This is a genomic window from Lacticaseibacillus hegangensis, from assembly GCF_003946465.1.
GTDB classification, from domain to species: Bacteria; Bacillota; Bacilli; order Lactobacillales; family Lactobacillaceae; genus Lacticaseibacillus; species Lacticaseibacillus hegangensis.
In genome coordinates this window covers 19,618-38,370 of sequence record NZ_RHOL01000025.1, presented here as the reverse complement: position 1 = coordinate 38,370, position 18,753 = coordinate 19,618, and the positions used below count along the sequence as shown (strand labels likewise).

General features: G+C 52.9%; 15 protein-coding genes and 1 pseudogene. 11 read left to right on the top strand and 5 right to left on the bottom strand.

The features are described 5' to 3' along the window. Positions 1-80: 80 nt before the first annotated feature. Positions 81-722, top strand: coding sequence for a phosphoheptose isomerase family protein (locus tag EKM86_RS08685; protein WP_125757083.1), 642 nt, complete (start codon positions 81-83; stop codon positions 720-722). A 78-nt stretch (positions 723-800) separates the two neighbouring features. Here EKM86_RS08685 and EKM86_RS08680 read toward each other — a convergent pair whose 3' ends face one another. Continuing rightward, a complete protein-coding gene (locus EKM86_RS08680; protein WP_164506230.1) occupies positions 801-1,748 on the bottom strand; it encodes an ROK family protein in 948 nt (315 codons plus the stop codon). Between the two features lie 181 nt (positions 1,749-1,929). Between EKM86_RS08680 and EKM86_RS08675 the strand changes: the two genes are divergently transcribed. The 9 genes from EKM86_RS08675 to EKM86_RS08635 all read left to right on the top strand — a co-directional run bounded on the left by EKM86_RS08675 (position 1,930) and on the right by EKM86_RS08635 (position 11,776). Further along, the gene (locus tag EKM86_RS08675; RefSeq protein WP_125757079.1) at positions 1,930-3,012 is read left to right on the top strand and encodes a LacI family DNA-binding transcriptional regulator; all 1,083 of its coding nucleotides are present in this window, start codon (positions 1,930-1,932) and stop codon (positions 3,010-3,012) included. After that, a complete protein-coding gene (locus EKM86_RS08670; RefSeq protein ID WP_125757077.1) occupies positions 3,009-4,109 on the top strand; it encodes an SIS domain-containing protein in 1,101 nt (366 codons plus the stop codon). The genes EKM86_RS08675 and EKM86_RS08670 overlap by 4 nt, the downstream gene beginning before the upstream one ends. Positions 4,110-4,140: 31 nt before the next feature. Beyond that, positions 4,141-5,919 carry a glycoside hydrolase family 9 protein gene (locus EKM86_RS08665; RefSeq protein ID WP_125757076.1) on the top strand — a complete coding sequence of 593 codons (1,779 nt, stop codon included), beginning with the start codon at positions 4,141-4,143 and terminating at the stop codon, positions 5,917-5,919. Continuing rightward, entirely contained in the window at positions 5,912-6,838 is a 927-nt protein-coding gene (locus EKM86_RS08660; protein ID WP_125757074.1) for an ROK family protein, read from the top strand. The genes EKM86_RS08665 and EKM86_RS08660 overlap by 8 nt, the downstream gene beginning before the upstream one ends. 695 nt (positions 6,839-7,533) lie before the next feature. Beyond that, positions 7,534-8,421, top strand: coding sequence for a hypothetical protein (locus EKM86_RS08655; protein ID WP_125757072.1), 888 nt, complete (start codon positions 7,534-7,536; stop codon positions 8,419-8,421). Then, positions 8,414-9,148, top strand: coding sequence for a hypothetical protein (locus tag EKM86_RS08650; RefSeq protein ID WP_125757070.1), 735 nt, complete (start codon positions 8,414-8,416; stop codon positions 9,146-9,148). The genes EKM86_RS08655 and EKM86_RS08650 overlap by 8 nt, the downstream gene beginning before the upstream one ends. 204 nt (positions 9,149-9,352) lie before the next feature. Beyond that, complete coding sequence (locus EKM86_RS08645; RefSeq protein ID WP_125757068.1) at positions 9,353-10,108, top strand: GntR family transcriptional regulator; 756 nt, start codon at positions 9,353-9,355, stop codon at positions 10,106-10,108. 103 nt (positions 10,109-10,211) lie between these two features. Next, positions 10,212-10,886: a helix-turn-helix domain-containing protein gene (locus tag EKM86_RS08640; protein WP_125757066.1), complete on the top strand. Its 675-nt coding sequence runs from the start codon at positions 10,212-10,214 to the stop codon at positions 10,884-10,886. Further along, a complete protein-coding gene (locus tag EKM86_RS08635) occupies positions 10,883-11,776 on the top strand; it encodes an IS3 family transposase (protein ID WP_125757064.1) in 894 nt (297 codons plus the stop codon). The genes EKM86_RS08640 and EKM86_RS08635 overlap by 4 nt, the downstream gene beginning before the upstream one ends. A gap of 78 nt (positions 11,777-11,854) precedes the next feature. Here EKM86_RS08635 and EKM86_RS08630 read toward each other — a convergent pair whose 3' ends face one another. The 4 genes from EKM86_RS08630 to EKM86_RS08615 all read right to left on the bottom strand — a co-directional run bounded on the left by EKM86_RS08630 (position 11,855) and on the right by EKM86_RS08615 (position 18,063). Further along, positions 11,855-13,897 carry a beta-galactosidase gene (locus EKM86_RS08630; protein ID WP_125757062.1) on the bottom strand — a complete coding sequence of 681 codons (2,043 nt, stop codon included), beginning with the start codon at positions 13,895-13,897 and terminating at the stop codon, positions 11,855-11,857. Next, on the bottom strand, positions 13,887-16,136 hold the full coding sequence (locus tag EKM86_RS08625; RefSeq protein ID WP_164506231.1) for an alpha-galactosidase: 2,250 nt from the start codon (positions 16,134-16,136) through the stop codon (positions 13,887-13,889). Before EKM86_RS08625 ends, EKM86_RS08630 begins: the two co-directional genes overlap by 11 nt. A 106-nt stretch (positions 16,137-16,242) precedes the next feature. Next, a complete protein-coding gene (locus tag EKM86_RS08620; RefSeq protein ID WP_125757058.1) occupies positions 16,243-16,689 on the bottom strand; it encodes a DUF3284 domain-containing protein in 447 nt (148 codons plus the stop codon). 45 nt (positions 16,690-16,734) lie between these two features. Then, entirely contained in the window at positions 16,735-18,063 is a 1,329-nt protein-coding gene (locus tag EKM86_RS08615) for a PTS sugar transporter subunit IIC (RefSeq protein ID WP_125757057.1), read from the bottom strand. Positions 18,064-18,149: 86 nt separating this feature from the next. On the opposite strand from EKM86_RS08615, the pseudogene EKM86_RS12630 reads away from it, so the two are divergent. Next, a pseudogene (locus EKM86_RS12630) lies at positions 18,150-18,683 on the top strand (AraC family ligand binding domain-containing protein); the annotation flags it as partial. Between the last annotated feature and the right edge of the window lie 70 nt (positions 18,684-18,753).

Here is an 18,753-nt window from a genome sequence, read left to right as displayed (position 1 = left end):
TACCGATGCATGGCGTAACAGCCTAGACCACTATCAAGAATTCGTTATCATCGTTGCACTTGACTTGAAAATTGAGGGACGTGAATAAAGTCGCTCAGTTCAGCGTGCCACATGATGAAGGCGATCCGTTATTCGTCTGTGACGCAACCCAGCAACTTGCGTCCTTGTTCTGTCCCGAGACCGAACAGCTCGACCGTTCATTAACGGTTTTATCAGCCGAGGCTGAGTCAGCGGCGAAAAGCGGAGATGACTTCTTCGATCGATTTGGATTCGACTGGCAAGAAGGCTATCAGATGACACTGATTGCGGCCGACATTAATCTGGCCATGGCGAGAATGGCCGCTAGCCACTTTGCGCAGCAATGCACTCTTCCGTGTACGGCGTACGACCCAGTTGAATATAGCGCAGGTGCTTACCGAGAGGTCAACATCGATCATCGTGTCATTTTTATTGACACCCCTAACTATAACAAGAGTCGGTCAAGATACATCCGTCGCGAAGAGAAATACTTACGAGATTACATCGATCACTGCTATTCAATCTCCACTGATTCTCCTAGCAGCAAAGCTAATACGCTTTACCTATCCGCGCCACGCGAAGCTCTTCTAACTCCAGTTGTCATTGCAGCGGCACTACAGTCAATGATCAATCGGCTCGCTGCGGTCACACCCCAGTGGGTTGGCAAAGGCGTTTTCCAAGACTTCCCTGTTTTAGGGAAATAACGACAATAAAGACCTTCACTTCCGTACGCCAAGAAGTGAAGGTCTTTATTGTCGGTCGATTCAAGTGGCGCAATAGCCTTAATACAGGCGAGATGCAGCCACTGCCGCGCCCTCTAGTGCGATAGTGCTGGGGTCAAGATCAGTTAATTCAACCCCACCGGTTATAAAGCGCATCGTTTCGGGTACAAGATCACGCTCAAGCTCACGCAACATCCAACCCTTTGTCATCACACCTCCGCCAAGAACGAAGGCTTGGGGGTTGAGCGTCTTAGTTAAATTCATGATCAGCTCAGCCAGAGCGTGCGCCGCTTCCGAAACGACTAATCGGCTAAGTTCGTCACCGTGATCATAGCCAGTGAATAAGGATTCTGCACTGATGCGTCCGTCACTGTCTGGTCGAATGTCGCTAGTCGGATAGGCCTTCAACAACGAGTTTGCTCGTTTGCTCATACCAAGCCCCGATGCCAAGGCTTCTACGCAGCCATATCTGCCGCAACTACACAACACCTTACTGTGCATGTCAACGACCATGTGGCCAACCTCGCCAGCGTCATGGTCATAGCCCGTGATTAACTTGTTATCTGAAACAATTCCAGCAGCAATGCCTGTTCCAACATTCAGGTAGACAAAATCTTTATATTTCTTACCAACCCCCAGCGTTTGTTCAGCTATCGTTGCGCTTGTCACATCATTATGAATCACACAAGGAAGATTAAAAGCAGCACTAATATCACCTGCTAATGTCACAGGTTCCACCCTATCTGGATCTATTTCTTCCCATACGCCTCTGTCCGCATCGACGCGGCCGACAATCCCCAGTCCAATTGCTCTGGGCTTTCCTTGCAAATTGTGATTTGCCAAGAAGTCACGCAAGTCGTCCTCAATCAACGCCTCAACAGCAGACTGCGTCGTAATCAAAGAAGGGTACCTTTGCGTTGCCAGAATTTTACCAGTAGGAGTAAGCTCTCCTATGAGGATCTTGGTCCCGCCAACGTCAATTGCAATTACCGTATCAGTATCTTGCAAATCGATTAGCTCCTTGAGGTAACGTTGCCAAATTCTATTCGCCAGCGTTAACGCTATATTAACTTGCTATGAATGTCAATATGAAGGCGGAATATTTTTTGATAACGTTACCAGAAATTTCTTGTTTTTTGATGTTAATCGGTTACACTAAAGTCAGTCCAACTAGAAGGAGAGCGCATTCATGGAACCTAAAATCACAATCAAGGAAATTGCAAAGCTTGCAGGTGTTTCCGTATCCACGGTGTCCCGAGTCCTCAACGAAAGTCCTTCTGTATCTGATAAAAAAAGAGCTATCGTAAAAAAGGTTATCGACGATTACAACTTTCAACCTAGTATGGTCGCCCGCAGCATGATCTCAAATAAAACTCACACAATTGCGGTTCTGCTAACTGACATCACCAACCCGTACTTTACTGCGCAGATTGAGCAAATCGAAAGATACGGACGTGAACAAGGATATTCACTGTTGATGTTCAACACGATGACTGCTGGTCACAGCAATTCTGATAATCCAGCAGCCGACGAGATCAAAGTATTCGAGACTATCATCGAAAAGCAGGTGGACGGTGTCATCATACTCGGTGGCGAAATTGACCGTGAGAAAGTTGATCAAGATTATCTAAAGGCATTAAATCAGCTCAATGATCAGGTCCCTGTCGTCATTATCGGTCAACCCAATCCAGATTGCTCCTGCCTATTCATCGAAAGAGACGAGGCCATGGGTGCACGGTTAATTACAACCCACTTGCTTGCTAGCGGTTATCATCGTATTGGCTTCATTGGTGGTGAACCTGGAATTAAGATTACAACTCAGCGCCTGACCGCCTTCAAACAGACCATGTCTATCTATGCCGAAGTAAGCAATTCTGACATTGAGCTAAGCGATTTTTATATCCAGGACGGGTACTCCAGCATGACGACAATGTTAAAGACGAAACCACTACCAGATGCAATTGTAGCAATTAACGATCGCGTTGGCCAAGGTGCCATTCGGGCACTCGCCGATCAACATCTCCGAGTCCCTGAAGATATTGCCATTGGCAGTTGTGATGCCTTCCCTGACGCTGAGTGGATGGTTCCACGGATGACAACTATCAATCAGCATAATGAGGTTTTAGCCAGAATCGCCGTTCAACAGTTACTCCATCTCATTAACAACGAACAGCTTGATTCCGTTCAAACTCATCTACCAGAGCTGATCATTCGAGAATCTTGTGGGGCAAAACTCCGCCATCAGCAAACTGAAAAGAGCGATAATACATGACAAAACCAACAATGAGAACCTATATCGGTCAAGAATCATCAGTACTACAAACAATTTTAGACTCCTACCCTTCACATTTTGACGAATCGGCCAAGGCTTTGGTTGGAACAGACACCCCGTGGCTAGTTCTTGCGACAGGCTCAAGTTACAATGCAGCTCTCAGTGCCAAATACTACGTCGAAAAGCTGACGAACCGCGACTTCGATGTACGCCAGCCTTATCAATTCGCCCACTTTGAACGTATTGATCCACGCATTACTCGCGTCCTTGCAATCTCTCAAAGCGGGCAAAGTACTTCAACGCTTTCCGCACTTCATGAAGTTGAGCGCGTACAAAACGTCGAGAGTATTGCGGTGACCTCTATGCCCGACAAGGAACTTAGCCAAGAAGCTGATTTCACACTGGACATTCAGACCGGTCACGAGCTGGTGGGGTACGTGACTCTGGGCTACACGGCAACAATCTTGACCCTCATGCTTCTAGGGTTGAGGGTTGCAGCATTGGAAAAGACATGTGATCAGGCCCAGGAAGCAAAGGAACTGAAACAATTTGAATCAATCGTTTCCCAGTTTGATCAGGCCATTGAACAAACCGAAGCTTTCTTCTCGGCTAACAAAAAAGACTTGTGTGATGCGACGCAGTTCTCCTCGATTGCCTATGGTCCGAGTGTCGGCTCAGTGAGTGAGATGCAGACAAAGTTTACCGAGGTGATTCGTCTTCCTTCCGACGGAAATGAACTTGAAGCTTTCATGCATGGTCCATATTTAGCCGTTAATGCTGAACATCGTATCTTCTTCGTCCTGACGCCAGGCCCAAAGGACGTGATTCAAAAAGCAATTGAGCTTTTCCAATATGAGTCCGAGTACACCAAGCATACATTTCTGGTTAATTACCTTCCTGACGTCAAACTCAAAGCGAACGAATTATCACTTCCGCCTATTTCGGATCCAGAAAAGCTTCCCCTCATTGGAGCAGTTCCATTCCAAGTTCTGGCCTGGGACATCACCACCGCTAGGGGGGTTGATTTAGGCGTTCAGATTTTTACTGACTTCTCGGCAAAGGTCCACAATAAGACGGTCGTTCAGCATTATCTGTGATTCATCGGCTGAAAAAGGAGGTATTTGAACTGTGAATATTCTTGTCAACGAGATTGCTTATCCTGCTAATGCTTCAAAGACTGCCGTAATTCAATCCTCGGCAGAAACGCCCGACGCAAACTTTGATGTCAAAAATTCAGAGGATCAAGTGATTTTATCCGGAAATTTGAAAGCGTTCCCTTCAATTGCCGAATGGCATACAGGGAAATGCTGGGCCGCTGATTTTTCGGACATTACGACTCCGGGCCGCTACCAGCTTAGCGTAAGTGCCAACGGTCAAACTTACACGTCATCCATTAAGGTGGATGACGGGTTTAGCCAGTTGCAACTGATTTCCGCCATGACATACTGGTTCAAAGGTCAGCGTGCCACAGGGGAATGGGCGGCAGCAGATAAAAATGCTCCTTTTGCTGGTCCTCGAGAAGGTACCTGGGACGTTCGCGGCGGCTGGTTTGACGCCACAGGAGACGTTGGGGTTCACACCTCCCATCAATCTCATACCAGCTACTACAATCCACAACAATTAGGTTTCTCGGTCTATGCCTTTTATAAGAGCTTGGAGCTATTACAAAAAAAGGAAAACGGGTACGTCATGCTACGCCGCCGTATGCTCGACGAAGCAACATACGGTGCTGACTCGCTGATGCGGCGTCATGTCCCCGGCCGTGCCTTCATCAAGTCAGTCGAGCGCCGAAACGCGTTTGATTTAACATCAACCACTCGAAAGATTAACTACGAGCTGCATGGATCAAGTGACCAGTTTGGAGACGCCAGCACCGCCGACAAAGAAGACGTAACTGATTTGTACTATGAAACCTCTCTACGTTCAGGCGGCGGTACATGTATTGCCGCGCTGGCCATTGCAGCTCGCCATCCATATCCAGGCAGTGAGTATAGTTCTAACGACTATTTATCAGCTGCTGAGCAGTCCCTGGCGTACCTCCAAGCGAACAATGATCAGCTCCTCAACGATGGCAAACGAAACTTAGTCGATGATTACTGTGAACTATTAGCAGTCCTAGAGCTCTACAAAACAACAGACTCATACTCCTATCTGCTCCGTTCACGCGAGCTGGTACAGGCAATCAGCGCTCGCATCGAGAAATTCAACGGTGTGAATTGGTTAGCAGTCGCCCCCAAGATGCCATTTTTCCACCCGTCAGATGAAGGGTTGCCACTCTTCACTTTAGCTGAATATCTGCAAGTTGAGCCAAACCAGGCCGATCGTCATCATACAGCAAACTTACTCAAAGAGCTTTTCTCGACTCAATTTAATTTACAACTTCACTCCTCTGATCCTTTCAACTACCCCCTGATGTTGACAAAAAATCTTCCTTCAGACATGACAACAAATGTCCAATATTTCTTCCCACACCACACCAAGGCAGCACCATGGTGGCAGGGAGAGAATGCTCGTATTGCCTCATGGGCAGCGGCAGCGGCAGACTTCATCCCCAGTCTAAGTAATGACGATTTGAAGATAAAGCTCGCTTCTTTGGCTCAGTCGCAGTACGACTGGATCGCCGGTAAAAATCCATTCTCCGTCTGCATGATTGAGGGTTTCGGGGAAAAGCATATCCAGTATCATTTTGGCGAGCGTGATGACTTTCTTAACGCCCCCGGCGGCATCGTCAACGGTGTGACGAGTGGGGTTAAGAATGAATCCGATATTGCGCTAATTATGAATCCTTCAGAAGGTGTCGATGATAATTGGCGCTGGGCAGAGCAATGGATTCCTCATGTCAGTTGGATGATTTTGACTCAGTCTCTTTTAGTCAGTCAGTCACCAGAGGAGCACAATCATGACTAAGTATATTGGCTTTGATTTTGGCGGTACGACTATCAAACCGGGGGTGGTAAACGAGAAGGGCGAGATTATTGAAAAAACCGCTTTCCCCACCCCTAAATCAAGGGATACCTTGCTAGATTCGCTTATGAAGACCATTGAGGATTATCAACAGAGGTATCAAATTTCTGCAATTGGTATCTCGAGTCCTGGAATTGTCCAGTCCGACGGCAGATTGATGACCGCAGGGGCAATCACTTGCCTTAATGGAGTGAACCTTAAGCCAATTCTAGAAAAACAAACGAATCTTCCTGTGTCGATCGAGAACGATGCAAACGCCGCAGCAATCGCTGAACACTGGATTGGCGCTGCACAAGGTGTCAACGATTATCTCTGCCTTGTGTTAGGAACAGGCGTTGGTGGCGGCATTGTCATCAATGGGCAAATCTATCGAGGCCGGCATGGGATGGCCGGAGAGTTTGGCTGGATGGTGACGAAAAACTTCTCGCTCACCGAAAATATGGAGAATAAGTCGTTGAATGCGACTAGCGCGGTGGTAGATGGCCTATGCCTACGCTATACGAAAGCCAAGCGCCAGATCAAACCTAGGTTTCGCAGGGTGAAAGATGCGCGCATCATCTTCAAAGCAGCTTCTGATGGAGACAAGCTAGCACAATCGATGCTTGAGGAGTTCTACCACGATCTGTCAGTTGGATTAATCGACCTGATGGCTTGTTTTGATCCAGAGCTGATACTTATTGGCGGTGGTATAAGTGCTAGTACCGAGTTTGCTGATGGTTTGACAACAGCTCTGAGTGACATGAAGACACGCCACAAGAGCCTGTATAGGATTCGGACAGAACTCGACATTCCTGTCATTCCAGCAAAATTATCAAACGATGCGGGTCTGATTGGTGCTGTTTACCAGAGCTTCCACAAATAGTGTTATGATTCACCATATTTCATGCAGGATTTAAAAGATCAACCTTGATGTATTGAAGCATCGGGAATATTGATGGAACAGAAATATCGTCGTGAAATTTTCAAGAAATACTGCTCTATTTTGGATGAACTGACGTTTGAGCGCACACCAAGGACACCATCCCTCTCGAAATGGTGTCCCCTGCCACCGGGATTTCCCCGGTGGCTTTTTATTGCGGGGTCTCCCCCGCCTGCTATCCCCGTTGCGTTGCCGCTTCGGGTCGCTTTATTAAGTTAGGAAAGTGATAGCAGCATCCTGCCATGCGTCCTGAAAGGACCCCATACGTTCAGGTATGGGCTTCTTAGCCAACCGATCGGCGGCTCGGCATGCCTGGTCAACCCTGTGGTACAGGTCGGATCGCCAGGTAGTTTCAGGGTGGTGCTGATGAGGTTGTTCCTTCCTCACCCACCCGTCATCCGAGTTTACAATAGCGCCTAGTTGGAAACGCTGTCAAATATTTTATTGTCAATTTTGTAAATGATTTTGTCTAAAATTTCACAGTATTCGTGAACAAAAATATAATATTTGAATTTAATCACCAATTCTCAACAGGTTCTATCCAAGATGCCATGATCAATAGTTTTCAAGCATATTATTTTATTTTCCCTCATTCCAGGATTACACTGACCCCAAACATTTGAGAGGGGGCACGCATCATGGTTCAGAAGCCAGTACTGCTGACAATCGAAGGCTGGGTCATGGATGGTCAAATCAACTATGTCATCAATCCCGGCGGCGAGCTTGAGCACATGCCGATGCTGGTTGTTTACGCGGACAGCTTTTGGGACAGGCGCGGAGAACGGCTAGCCATCCCCAGTCAGCCGATTCAAGTCGAATTCAATCAGGCGGTGGCGTGGCAGAAAACCGTGTGGATCTTAGGTGAGCGGCTGCGAGCAACGGGGCAAGTCGCCGCCGTGAATATCACCAAAACCAAACAGTACAAAGCCATTCAAAAAACGCGGCAGGAAATCTTAACAGTCGATCAAAACACCTTACACGCCTTTAACACCGGCCTTCTCCGCCGCGACAACCAGCTCGCTCGCGCCGCAAAATGGCGGGCCGAATACCTGGCCGGAAAGATCAGCCTGAACACGTTGCAGAACCAGGAGAACCGCATTTTTGCCAGAGAAGGCCGGGTCTGGCTGGAACTGCTGGCGCGGATGCATGACAAGCAGCTGACGATCCGCCGCAACGCACTGCCTGCGCTCTTGGCTGGGAGTCGAACGACTTATCTATTGCGGGCACCGTTTAATGTCGCGCGGACGGTCGGGGCTCAGCCGCGCCTCATCTATCCGCGTCATACAAAGGTCGGCCAACCGGGAAAACAAGTGATGATCAAGGCCAAGGCGCGTGAGCCGACTGTCGTCAAAAAACAGACGCTCGATTCGGTGCACCGTCGCGAATTGTTCAACTCACTGCGGCATTTTCGGCGGGCATGGCTGGCAGCAGGGCGGCCAGTTGACGTCTTGCCACCAGTGCCGCCTAGTTTGCAAAAACAACAACAAGCATGGCTCTCTTACGAGGAGGCAAACCATCATGACTAGGTACTTTTTTGAAGGCTTGATTGAAGGCGGCCAAACCGCCACGATCATGACCCAGGACGGTCGGTTCGGCGAGCTGGATCTGGTTCATTACGTGCTCAAGTATGCCGACATCGACCTGGATAATCCGACCGAGGCGCAGAGTGAGCGCGCGGCGCGCCTTGCAGACCCGCCCACTCGCACCCAGTTTTATTTTCCGTTCGGCCGCGACTTCGCCCAGTCAACGGCCCGCATCGGGGAAATTGTCAGTGTGGTCGGCGAACCGCAACCGTTCGTGATTCTGTCTCCTGCCAACCGGCACAAGGCCGAAAACGTGAGAAGGAAGATTTTTAACATGGCACAATGGTGGCGGGCTGCAGCTCCGGCGAATAGCCTACTGCACATCAGCGAGGGGCTCGACAAACGCTTTGCCGGGGGCGTGCTCACCTTTGCCGCTTACCAAAGTCAGTGGCGCGAGATCACCAAGGTCAACGGCAAAACGCCGCGCAATGTCAGTCATCAGCTTGCCGAGCAAAAACGGCTTTGGACGGACCTGCTCAACCAGATGCGCGCCGACGAGACCAATGAGCGGCGGTATCTGATTTTGCCTGACCCTGGTTCAGACATGCAGGTGATCAAAGCCATTCCCGGTCAGGATGTGCTTGAAAATGACCCAGCGCTTTACACCACCCCGCTCGTGCGCCATGAGCAGTATCTCAAGTGGCTGAAGCTGGGGCGACAGACTGAATAATTTTCCCCAAGGCTCCCGCCAACAATTGCCCCCTGGCAAACTCGTTGACGGGGCCTCATTTTTTTGCCCGATTGCATCACACTAGTTTCTTTATCAACATCGAGAACGCTTACGGTGTAAAATAAGCACTGAGAACCACGACAAAAAAGGTTATAAACGTGAATTGGGCAATCAACGCCCACTGCAGAACAGAAGATGATCCGCATGTACAAATACCAAGAAGTCACAGCAGAACTTAAAAAAATGTTCACCAGCGGCCACTACGCCCCAGGCGACCTGCTGCCGAGCCAGGAATGGCTGGCGGCCCATTTTCACACCACGCGCCTGACTGTGCGCAAGGCGATCCAGTCGCTGATCATGGACGGCGTCGTGTATTCTAAGCGCGGCGCTGGGACCTTTTTGCGCAAGGACTTTCGCAGCAGCCAGGCAGACTTCACGCCGCTGAATCGACCGGTCGGCACCACTGAAACCATGAAAGGCCGCAAAGTGACCAGCAAGATCCTCAGCTTCGCCGCGCGCCTCGCAAGCGAGGACGAGCAGCACCAGCTGATGATCGGCCCCGCCGAGCCGGTTTACGTCATCGAGCGCGTCCGCTACGTCGATGGCCGCACCTACTCGTTTGAGCACACCATCATGCCCGTCGCGATTATGCCCCTCACGGAAGAAATTCTGAAGGGCTCCATTTACGCGGCGCTTCGGGCTCACGGGATCACGATTGCCGGCTCGCACCGCAAAGTCTACGCACTCAAGGCGACCGCCAAGGACGTTGAAGCGCTCGGGGCCACGCTAAACGACCCAGTGCTGGCCATCAAGCAGGTCAACTACACCGAGGAGGGCAAGCCCTTCGACTATTCGGAGGTCCACTTCCCGTATGAAACAACGCGGGTCAGCGCTGAGATCAAAATCGCGCCATTCCCGACGAAAAAAGCGGCGCGTCATTCTCGCGCCGTCAAACAGTAACCCACGACAAAAACATCCCCCAACATTGAAGTTTGCGATAATCCCTTTGTGGTTGTCAGATGAAATATCATAATTCATCTGACAATCATGGAGGGATATTTGTATGCCTAGATCAAGATATACAGCAGAGGAAAAGCTTGCTTTTCTGGAGGAATTTGCACAGTCGGGCATTAGCTCGAAGACGTTTGAGCATCAGCATGGTCTTAGCGAGCACATTCTTGCACGGTGGCGGGAGCGATACGCGCGTGATGGGCTTGAAGGCCTCAGTGAAGCTAGGAAGAATAAGCACTATACATCATCGCTCAAACTGGCAGCGGTCTTAGCTTATCAAACTGGCGAAGGAACGCTTAGCGAATTGGCTATACGATTTGGTTTGCGGTCAGCGAGACAACTCCATGATTGGCTTTCCAAGTATAATGAGGACAAGACTTTGACAGCATCGCCGTTCAGAAAGCAGGTCCCTACTATGAGTCGGAAGACAACATTCGAAGAACGAATTGAAGTGGTCGAGTATGTGACCAAGGGCAGGCACTCCTACAGCGAAGCTGCGGAGCATTTTCAAGTCTCCTACCAACAGGCTCGTTCCTGGGTACTCAAGGCCAAAGATAGCGGTTATGAGGCCCTCGTTGATAACCGGGGCCATCACAAAGCTGAAGCTGATCTTACAGAGACCGAGAAGCTACGTTTGGAGGTGCGTCGCCTCAAGGCTGAGCTAGCCGACAAAGAGCTGGTGGAGGCATTCGTAAAAAAATTCAAGGAACTTCAGCACAGGGGGTGAACAAGCAACGTCGACTGGCCTACGTCGCAATCAGAGAGGTCAGTCAAGGCAATCACGGTGCCGTGTCAACGCTTTTAAGGCTTATCGGCGTGAGTCGGCAAGCCTACTATAAGGGGCTCAGACGCACCGAGACAGTCTGGGAACAACGCGATACCAAGCTCAAGGAAAGAGCGCAATGCTGGTACGACTTTCATCACCAGGGGATTGGCGCAGACAACCTCTTAATTGCCCTTCAGCATGACGCCGAGATTACCTTTCCGGTGACGGTCAAGATGGTTAAACGGGTGCAAAGAGAGTTGGGCATCCACTGCCAGATTCGTGTCAAGAAGCGCCATCGGCGCAAGGAAAGTGAACAGCACGTGCTCGACAATGTACTCAACCAGAACTTTGAAGTTGATGGCCCAAACCAGGTCTGGTTATCAGACTCAACAGAATTGAAGTATGGCATGAATGGTGAGTACACTATGCGTCTGAGTGGCGTGCTTGACCTGTATGGACGCCGTTTACTCTCGTCTAACCTCAGCAATACCGAGACTGCCTCCGCAGAGATTCAAGTGTTCCAGCGGGCGTTTGAGGCCTCTGGCGAAGTACACCCGCTGGTGCACACAGACCGCGGCTCAGCATATACATCAGGAACATTTAACCATTTTCTGGAGTTCCACAATGTGAAGCGCAGTATGTCACGACCAGGCACCCCTTACGACAACGCACCGATGGAGCGTTGGTGGAACGAATTCAAGTTGCGGTGGATGGAGCGACACCCGATGGCAAAGACCTATCAGGAACTCGTCAGGCTAGTTGAGGAAGGCATCCATTACTTCAATCATCACAATCGTTCAGCACAAAGAAATGGCCTCACCCCGGATGAATATTGGGATGAAGCCATTTAAAAACAGACAAAACTTTATACTATTTCATCTGTCAACTTGACAGGGCCAAGTGCAGTTGGAGGATGTTTTGCGCCCTAATTACTTGCTGCGCAGCACGCGCACGCTATACGCAGGCAGGGTCAGCGGCCCAGCCGCAATGCGCTTGCCGGACTCGGCATCGACCGTCGCCATGGTTGTCGTAACCGCCTGCTTATCGGCGCTCATGTTCATGACAAAATAGTAGGTCTGATCCGCGCCGGTGCGCGCCTGCACGGACACCTCCGGCCGGGTTTCTTCGAGCAGCGGCTCGCGCAACTCCCGGTCATGGCACAGCCGCTCGTAGAACACATCGAGAAAATCGCGCCCGGTGCGCGGCCCGATGTAGTAAGCGCGGCCCTGACCAACGGCATTACGCGTCACCGCCGGCGTCCCCTTGTAAAAATCAGCCTCGTAGGTCCCCAGCACCGTAGCGCTGGTGGCGACCATGAGTTGCGCGAACTCGCTGGTTTGGAAAACCTGCCCGGCATACGCCAGGCGGTTGTGCTCGCCTTCGTACACGGAGTCAAACTCGGTCGGCCGGATGCCAAAGAGCTGTTGCAGCGGCTTTGGCCAGCCGTTTAACAGCACCGTGTCGTGCGGATCGACGATGCCGGTGAAGTAACTGGACACCAACGTCCCACCACCGGCCACGTAATCGCTCAGCCGCGCCTCAAGCTTTGGCGTCATCACGTACAGCATCGGCGCAATGACAATGTCGTAGCCGGAAAAATCGCGGCTGGTCGGCACCAGCGCCACGGGAATGTCATGCTGCCAAAAGTAGGCGTAGTGGTCCTCCAGCGTCTGGAAGTAGCGCTTGCGGTCGCGCCCGAACGCGGCCTCGCGCTTTTGGGCCCAGAGGCTTTGCCAGTCGTACAAAATCGCGACGCGGGCCTGACGCTTGCTGCCGCGCACGCCGCCCAGCTTGTCCAGCCGCGCCCCGTACGCCGCGACTTCCTGGAACACGCGGTTGTGCGGGTCGTTGTCGTGGCCGACCACGGCGCTGTGGAATTTCTCCGAGTTAGCGCGGGCCTGCCGGAACTGAAAGTAGAGACTGCCTTCCGAGCCGTGCGCGATCTGCTGAAACGAGCTCAGCGCGTGCACGCCCGGCCGCTTGGCCTTGGCCACCGGCGAGTTGACGCGCGACGGCGTGGACTCCATCACCAGAAACGGCTGGTTTTTCAGGCCGTAGAAGGTGTCGTGAACGAACGCCGTCTTCATGGCCGTTTCGGCAAACGGTTCGAAGTTGTTGTTCCACTGCGGGTAAGCGTCCCAGGACACGACGTCGACGTGCTGCGCAAACTTGGCGTAGTCGATGCCTTCAAGCGGCACAAAGTCGCCGTTTGAGCCTTCCGCCATGAAGTTGGTGGTCACGGGCACCGCGGGGTTGGCCGCCTTGACCGTGGCTTTTTCCATGTCGAAAAAGTCGATGGTCATGTCCGTCACGAACCGCTTCCAGTCCAGCGCCATGCCGTGGGTCTTGGTCGTCGCCAACTGGCTGGGCACCTTGATTTGCTGCCAATCCGTGTACAGGCCGCTCCAAAAACTCATCAGCCAGGCGTCGTTCAGCGCCTTCAGACTGCCGTACTTATCCCGCAGCCACTGTTGCCAATTGGCCTCACACAAATCGCAGAAGCACTCGCCGGAAAATTCGTTGGAAATGTGCCACATGGAAAGCGCCGGATTGTTGCCATAGCGCTCGGCCAGCCGGCGGTCGATTTCCTGCACCTTTTGCCGGTACACCGGACTCGAGTAGCAGTGGTCGTGGCGGAAGCCGTGGTGGTGGCGCTGCAGGCGGTCATCGACGCGGTTGACCTCGGGGTACTTTTCCGACAGCCAGCGCGGCCGGGCGCCGCTTGGCGTGGCCAGCACCACGTTGCCGCCCAGTTTGTTGATCTCGTCAAACACCTGGTCCAGCCAGCCGAATTCAAACTGCCCTTCCGTGGGCTCCAGCGCGTCCCACGCAAACACCCCAAGCGTGACGGTGTTGATGTGGGCCTGCTTCATCAGCTCAATATCCTGCTTCAAAATCTCTGGGTAATCGAGCCACTGGTCGGGGTTGTAGTCGCCGCCGTGCAGCAGCCGCTGATCGACATCAAAGCGCATCGTTTGCCTCCTTGGTCAAAATCAAGACTTTCGACTGAAAATCGCCCTTGAGTTCGGCGACCGCCTCGTTGGGACCGTTGAACTCGTATGGCAGGCGCAGGCCGAGGTGCTTGAGCGCAGAGCCCGTGACCACGGCGTCGCGCCCACTGATCGCATACCGCGCGTGCGGGTCGGCAAACGGGATGGCCAGCCGGTCGACGGCATCGCCATCGGGATCGGCCAGCACGCGGTAGAACCCCAGCACAATCTGACTGTCATCGGCCGCCACCATCGCCCAGGCCAGCGTGTTGTGATCGCCTTCCGCAAGCGTCCGCAAAAATTCGAAGCGGCCGGTCAACACCAGCGGCTGCAGCTTTTTGTAAGTTTTGATCTGCTCGGCGATCGCCGCCAGCACGGCCGGTGATTCCTTGGTTAAGTCGAGCTCGTAGCCGAGCGACCCGAACAGCGCGACGTTGAACCGCGTGGCCAGCGGCGTAGTGCGGTTGAGCTGATCGTTCGGCACGGCGGTCACGTGGTTGCTCATCGCGGACAGCGGGTAGGCCAGCGCCGTGCCGGTTTGAATTTTCAGACGCTCCAGCGCATCGGTGTCATCGGACACCCAGATCATCGGCGAGTAGAACATGATGCCCAAATCGAACCGCCCGCCGCCGCCGGCACAGCCCTCGATCAAGAGATCCGGGTAGGCCTTGAGCAGCCGCGCGTACAGGTCGTACACGCCGCAGATGTAACGGTGGAAGAACTCGCCTTGCGGGCGCCCAGTTTTTGCCAGGTACTGCGAAAAGGCCTCGGTGATGTTGCGGTTCATGTCCCACTTGATGTAAGTCAGCTTCGTCGCGTCGATCACCTGCTTCATCTGGTCAAACAGGTTGTCGACAACGGTCGGGTTGGCAAAATCCAGCACGTACTGGTTGCGCGCAATCGCGCGGCGCTCATCCGGCGGGGCCACGACCCAGTCGGGGTGCGCGGCCAGCAGCTTGGCATCCGGCGACACCATTTCCGGCTCGAACCACAGGCCAAAGTCCAGCCCGAGATCGCGAATCGACTGGGCGAACTGGGTCAGCCCGTGCGGGAACTTGCGCTTGTTGGCCTGCCAATCGCCGAGGCTGGAGCGGTCGCTGTCGCGCTGGCCGAACCAGCCGTCATCGAGCACAAAGCAGTCGACGCCGACCTTTTTACCGGCCGCCGCCAGCTTCAGCAGCATGTCAGTATCAAAATCGAAGTAAGCCGCCTCCCAGGAGTTGAGCACCACCGGCCGCGGCTGGTCGCGCCACTTTGGCGCCATCACGTGGTCGCGGGCAAAGACAGCATTTTCCTGACTCAGCCCGTTCAGACCGGCACTGCTGTAGGTCAAAACGGCCTCGGGCGTGCTGAAGCTGGCGCTGGGGTCCAGCTGCCAGGCAAACTGGTCGGGATGGATTCCGATCATGAAGCGCGTCTGGTCCCACTCGTTGACTTCAGCCTGCGCCAAAAAGTTGCCGGAATAAATCAGGTTGAATCCGTACGCATCGCCGCTTCTCAAAGTGCCATTCTTGGCCTGCAGCGCCACGTAAGGGTTCTGCTGGTGGCTGGAGGCACCGCGCTGCGATTCGATTGACGTGGTCCCCTGAGCCAGTGGGCGCACCTTCACGTGGCGCTCCCTGACCCAGTTGCCCGACAGCTGCACGAACTGGTAGTCGGCCGTGGGCAGATCGAGCCCGCCGGACAGCATGCGGTCGATGGTGACCGGCGCAGTCCCGGTGTTGGTCAGCGTCTGCCAGCGCACCACCGCACCGCCTTGGGCAAAAATCGCGTAGTGCTGCTGCAGTTTCAGGTCATGTGCGGTATCAGTCAAGTCGATGGTCAGAACGTCGACTGCCCCAGCCTTGGCGAAGCTGCGCGGAAAACGCAGGTCCCGCTTTTTTTCGTGCGCGACCGAGTACCCCTGATACGTGAAGTTCAGGTAAAACGGGGTGGTGTTTTGAGATACCGCCACTGCGCCTTGGCGAAAGTCCGAAGTCCCGTACACCGGGTACTCCTGCAGCTGGTCGGCCAGCGTGAACAAGGTGTTGTCGGCCGAAAAATGCACCGTGCCGCCGGACTTGCTTTCCAGCTTCGTGTATTCGGTCAGCGTCGCCTCGTCCACGTCCAGCCGCGGCCCGTAGTACAAGTGGCCGAGCTGGCCATTGGGCAGCAGGTACAGGATGTAGCTCACAGCATCGTTGGCCAAATGAAAGATTCGGTTGTCATATATCTTGAGCAGTGGTCTCATCTACTTTCTTTTTTAACCGGGCGAAAAATGGTGCTCGCCCTTTAAAAAAGGCGGGCCAAGTGGGACCTTTCAGTCCGCACTGGCCCGCCAAAATTACTCACTGAGCAGCGTTTGCGATCTGCTCGATGGTTTTCATTCGTTTCTTCAAATTGTGCTTATACATGAAGGTGTAAAACCAGCTGACCAGCCAGAAGTTGGTCATCATGTTCGCCTTGTTGAAGCTGTTTTGCTCCGAGTAAAAGACCTTGGTCTGGTCGCCCGCCGGCTGCAAGGCGTAGCGCATGACGATATCGCCTTGGCTGTACGAGACCCGCGTTTCAAACGTGCGGTCCGGCTCCAGGTCGGTCACCTCAACGTTGGTCGGCACACCTTCTTTTTGCACCTTCGTCAGCATCTCCGCAGCGACTGCCACACCGGGGTGCAGCTCGTCGATTGTCGGGTCAAAATGCTGAAAATACTTGAGCTGCTCCTTATAAATTGTTTCGTAAAGCAGCGGTGTCTTGGTGTTCAGCGTGATGTTAAAAGTCATGGGTTTGAGCGCCATCGTCAGGGCCTCCTTTGGCAAAATTCAGATGAGTGAACAGTCAGGTTACTTAGCCGCCTGCGCTGCCGCTTCACCCTTTGCAGCTTCTTTTTCGAGCTTCTTTTCGCCGGCCGCTTCATCGTTCAGGAACTGCTTATCCAGCACTCTCAGGAATGGGATCCAAAGCAGTGTAGAAGCGACGACCTGAACGAGCTGCAAGGCCGCGCCGCGCCAGGAACCAACGGCGATCCAGCCAGACAGGAAGATTGGCGTGGACCAAACGACTGTGGCACCGATTGGCTTTGGTACCAGGCCAACAGCCATCGCGAAGTACCCGATCGTGACCATGACCATTGGGCCGAGGACCCAAGGAATGAAGATGGTTGGATTCAGGACCATTGGCAGGCCGAAGGTAACGGGTTCAGAAATGTTGAAGAACGCAGGAACGGCAACCATGCGCATGGTCTTCTTCATCCGGGCAGACTTGGCAAAGACCCAGCCCATGGCCAGGGCGAAGCCGAGGATCATGCCGGTGATTTCAAACACACCCATGAAGGTCGTGCAGATGATGTGGGGAATCGGCTGGCCGGCAGAGTATGCTTTGTAGTTCTGCAGGGCCAAGGCATCGTAAATTGGCTGAACGACTGAGTTAACAACCAATGTGCCGTGAATCCCGAACCACCAGAGGAACTGCGAGAAGAAGGCCACGACTAATGTTGCAGGCAGCGTGGAACCGATCCCTTGCAGCGGGGTCTGGAGAATTTCATAGATAAAGTCAAACGCATTGCCCCATTGGGTAAAGGTGAAAATGTAACGGATCGTGGTGAAGGTCAAGAGTGCCGCAGACCCTGGGAGAATCGCGATAAAGGACGTCGCAATGGCAGGCGGAACGGACTCTGGCATCTTAATTGTAATGTTGGCATTTTCCAGAGCGGCGAAGATTTCCGTCGAAATGATCGCGGTGATGATCGCCACGAACATGCCCCGTGAACCCAGGTAGTTGATGTCGATGTAGGAGCTGACCTTGTTGGTCATGATCGGCAGCAGCATCGCGAACGCGGCCAGCGAAATGCCGCCGGCGTACAGCTGGTTGGCGTGAAGCTTACCAGCCAAGTGATAGGCGATCCCAAACGCAACGAACAGTGACGTGATGTTCATCGTGGCGTTTGAAATCGGCCCGAGGAAGTTCGTCAGAAAATCCATGACCCCTTTTGGCACGTACTGTGCGAAACTAAAGGTGGTCGGTAAGTTTTGGACAATGATCATGATCGATGCGAACATGGTGGCTGGGAAAGCAACCATCATGCCGTCACGAACACTGATCAAGAATTTGTTAGCTGACAACTTGGTCGCAAGTGGTAAGACCTTGTTTGTCATCGTATCTTGCATACTCATGCGGTGTGCCTCCTAAGTAGAATTAGGGGTGTGGCGGCGTTTCGCCTTGGCCAAGGTGAAACGCTTACCCGCCCCGTACTGCAATAATGGCTAATCTCGCAAATCGATTTACAACTGTCATGTTAATCGCTTACATTGGAACTGGATATATTCAAATGTCGAGGAGAGATGTCCAAATGTCGACACACTACGAAAATCCACGCATTTATGATTTTTCTAATACCAATCGTACCTTCAACCTGGACGTGAACGTTTACACCTGCGGCAGTGAAGCCTGCGAGCCCGACCACGCCTATGGGCCAACTGTGCGCTCAGGGTACATGATCTATTTTGTGTTGGCAGGCAAAGGGACCTATACCGTGCACGACCACCAGTACGCACTTAAAAAAGGCCAGGGTTTTCTGATCGAGCCGCACACGCTGATTCACTTCGAGGCCGACCACGACGACCCGTGGACCTACCTGTGGGTCGGCTTCTCTGGCCGCAGCGCCGACAAGTACATCGCCGGCACTAGCCTGACCTCCGATGCACCCCTGTTTGATTTTACGCCTGAGTCTAAGACCCTGGCGGCAGCGCGCGGCGTGATCGCCGGCTCCAATCACAAGGAAAACCGCAACCTGATCATGACCGGCAAGCTGTTCGAGTTCCTGTACCAGCTGGCCACCGACTACCCGCAGCGCACCCGGACCG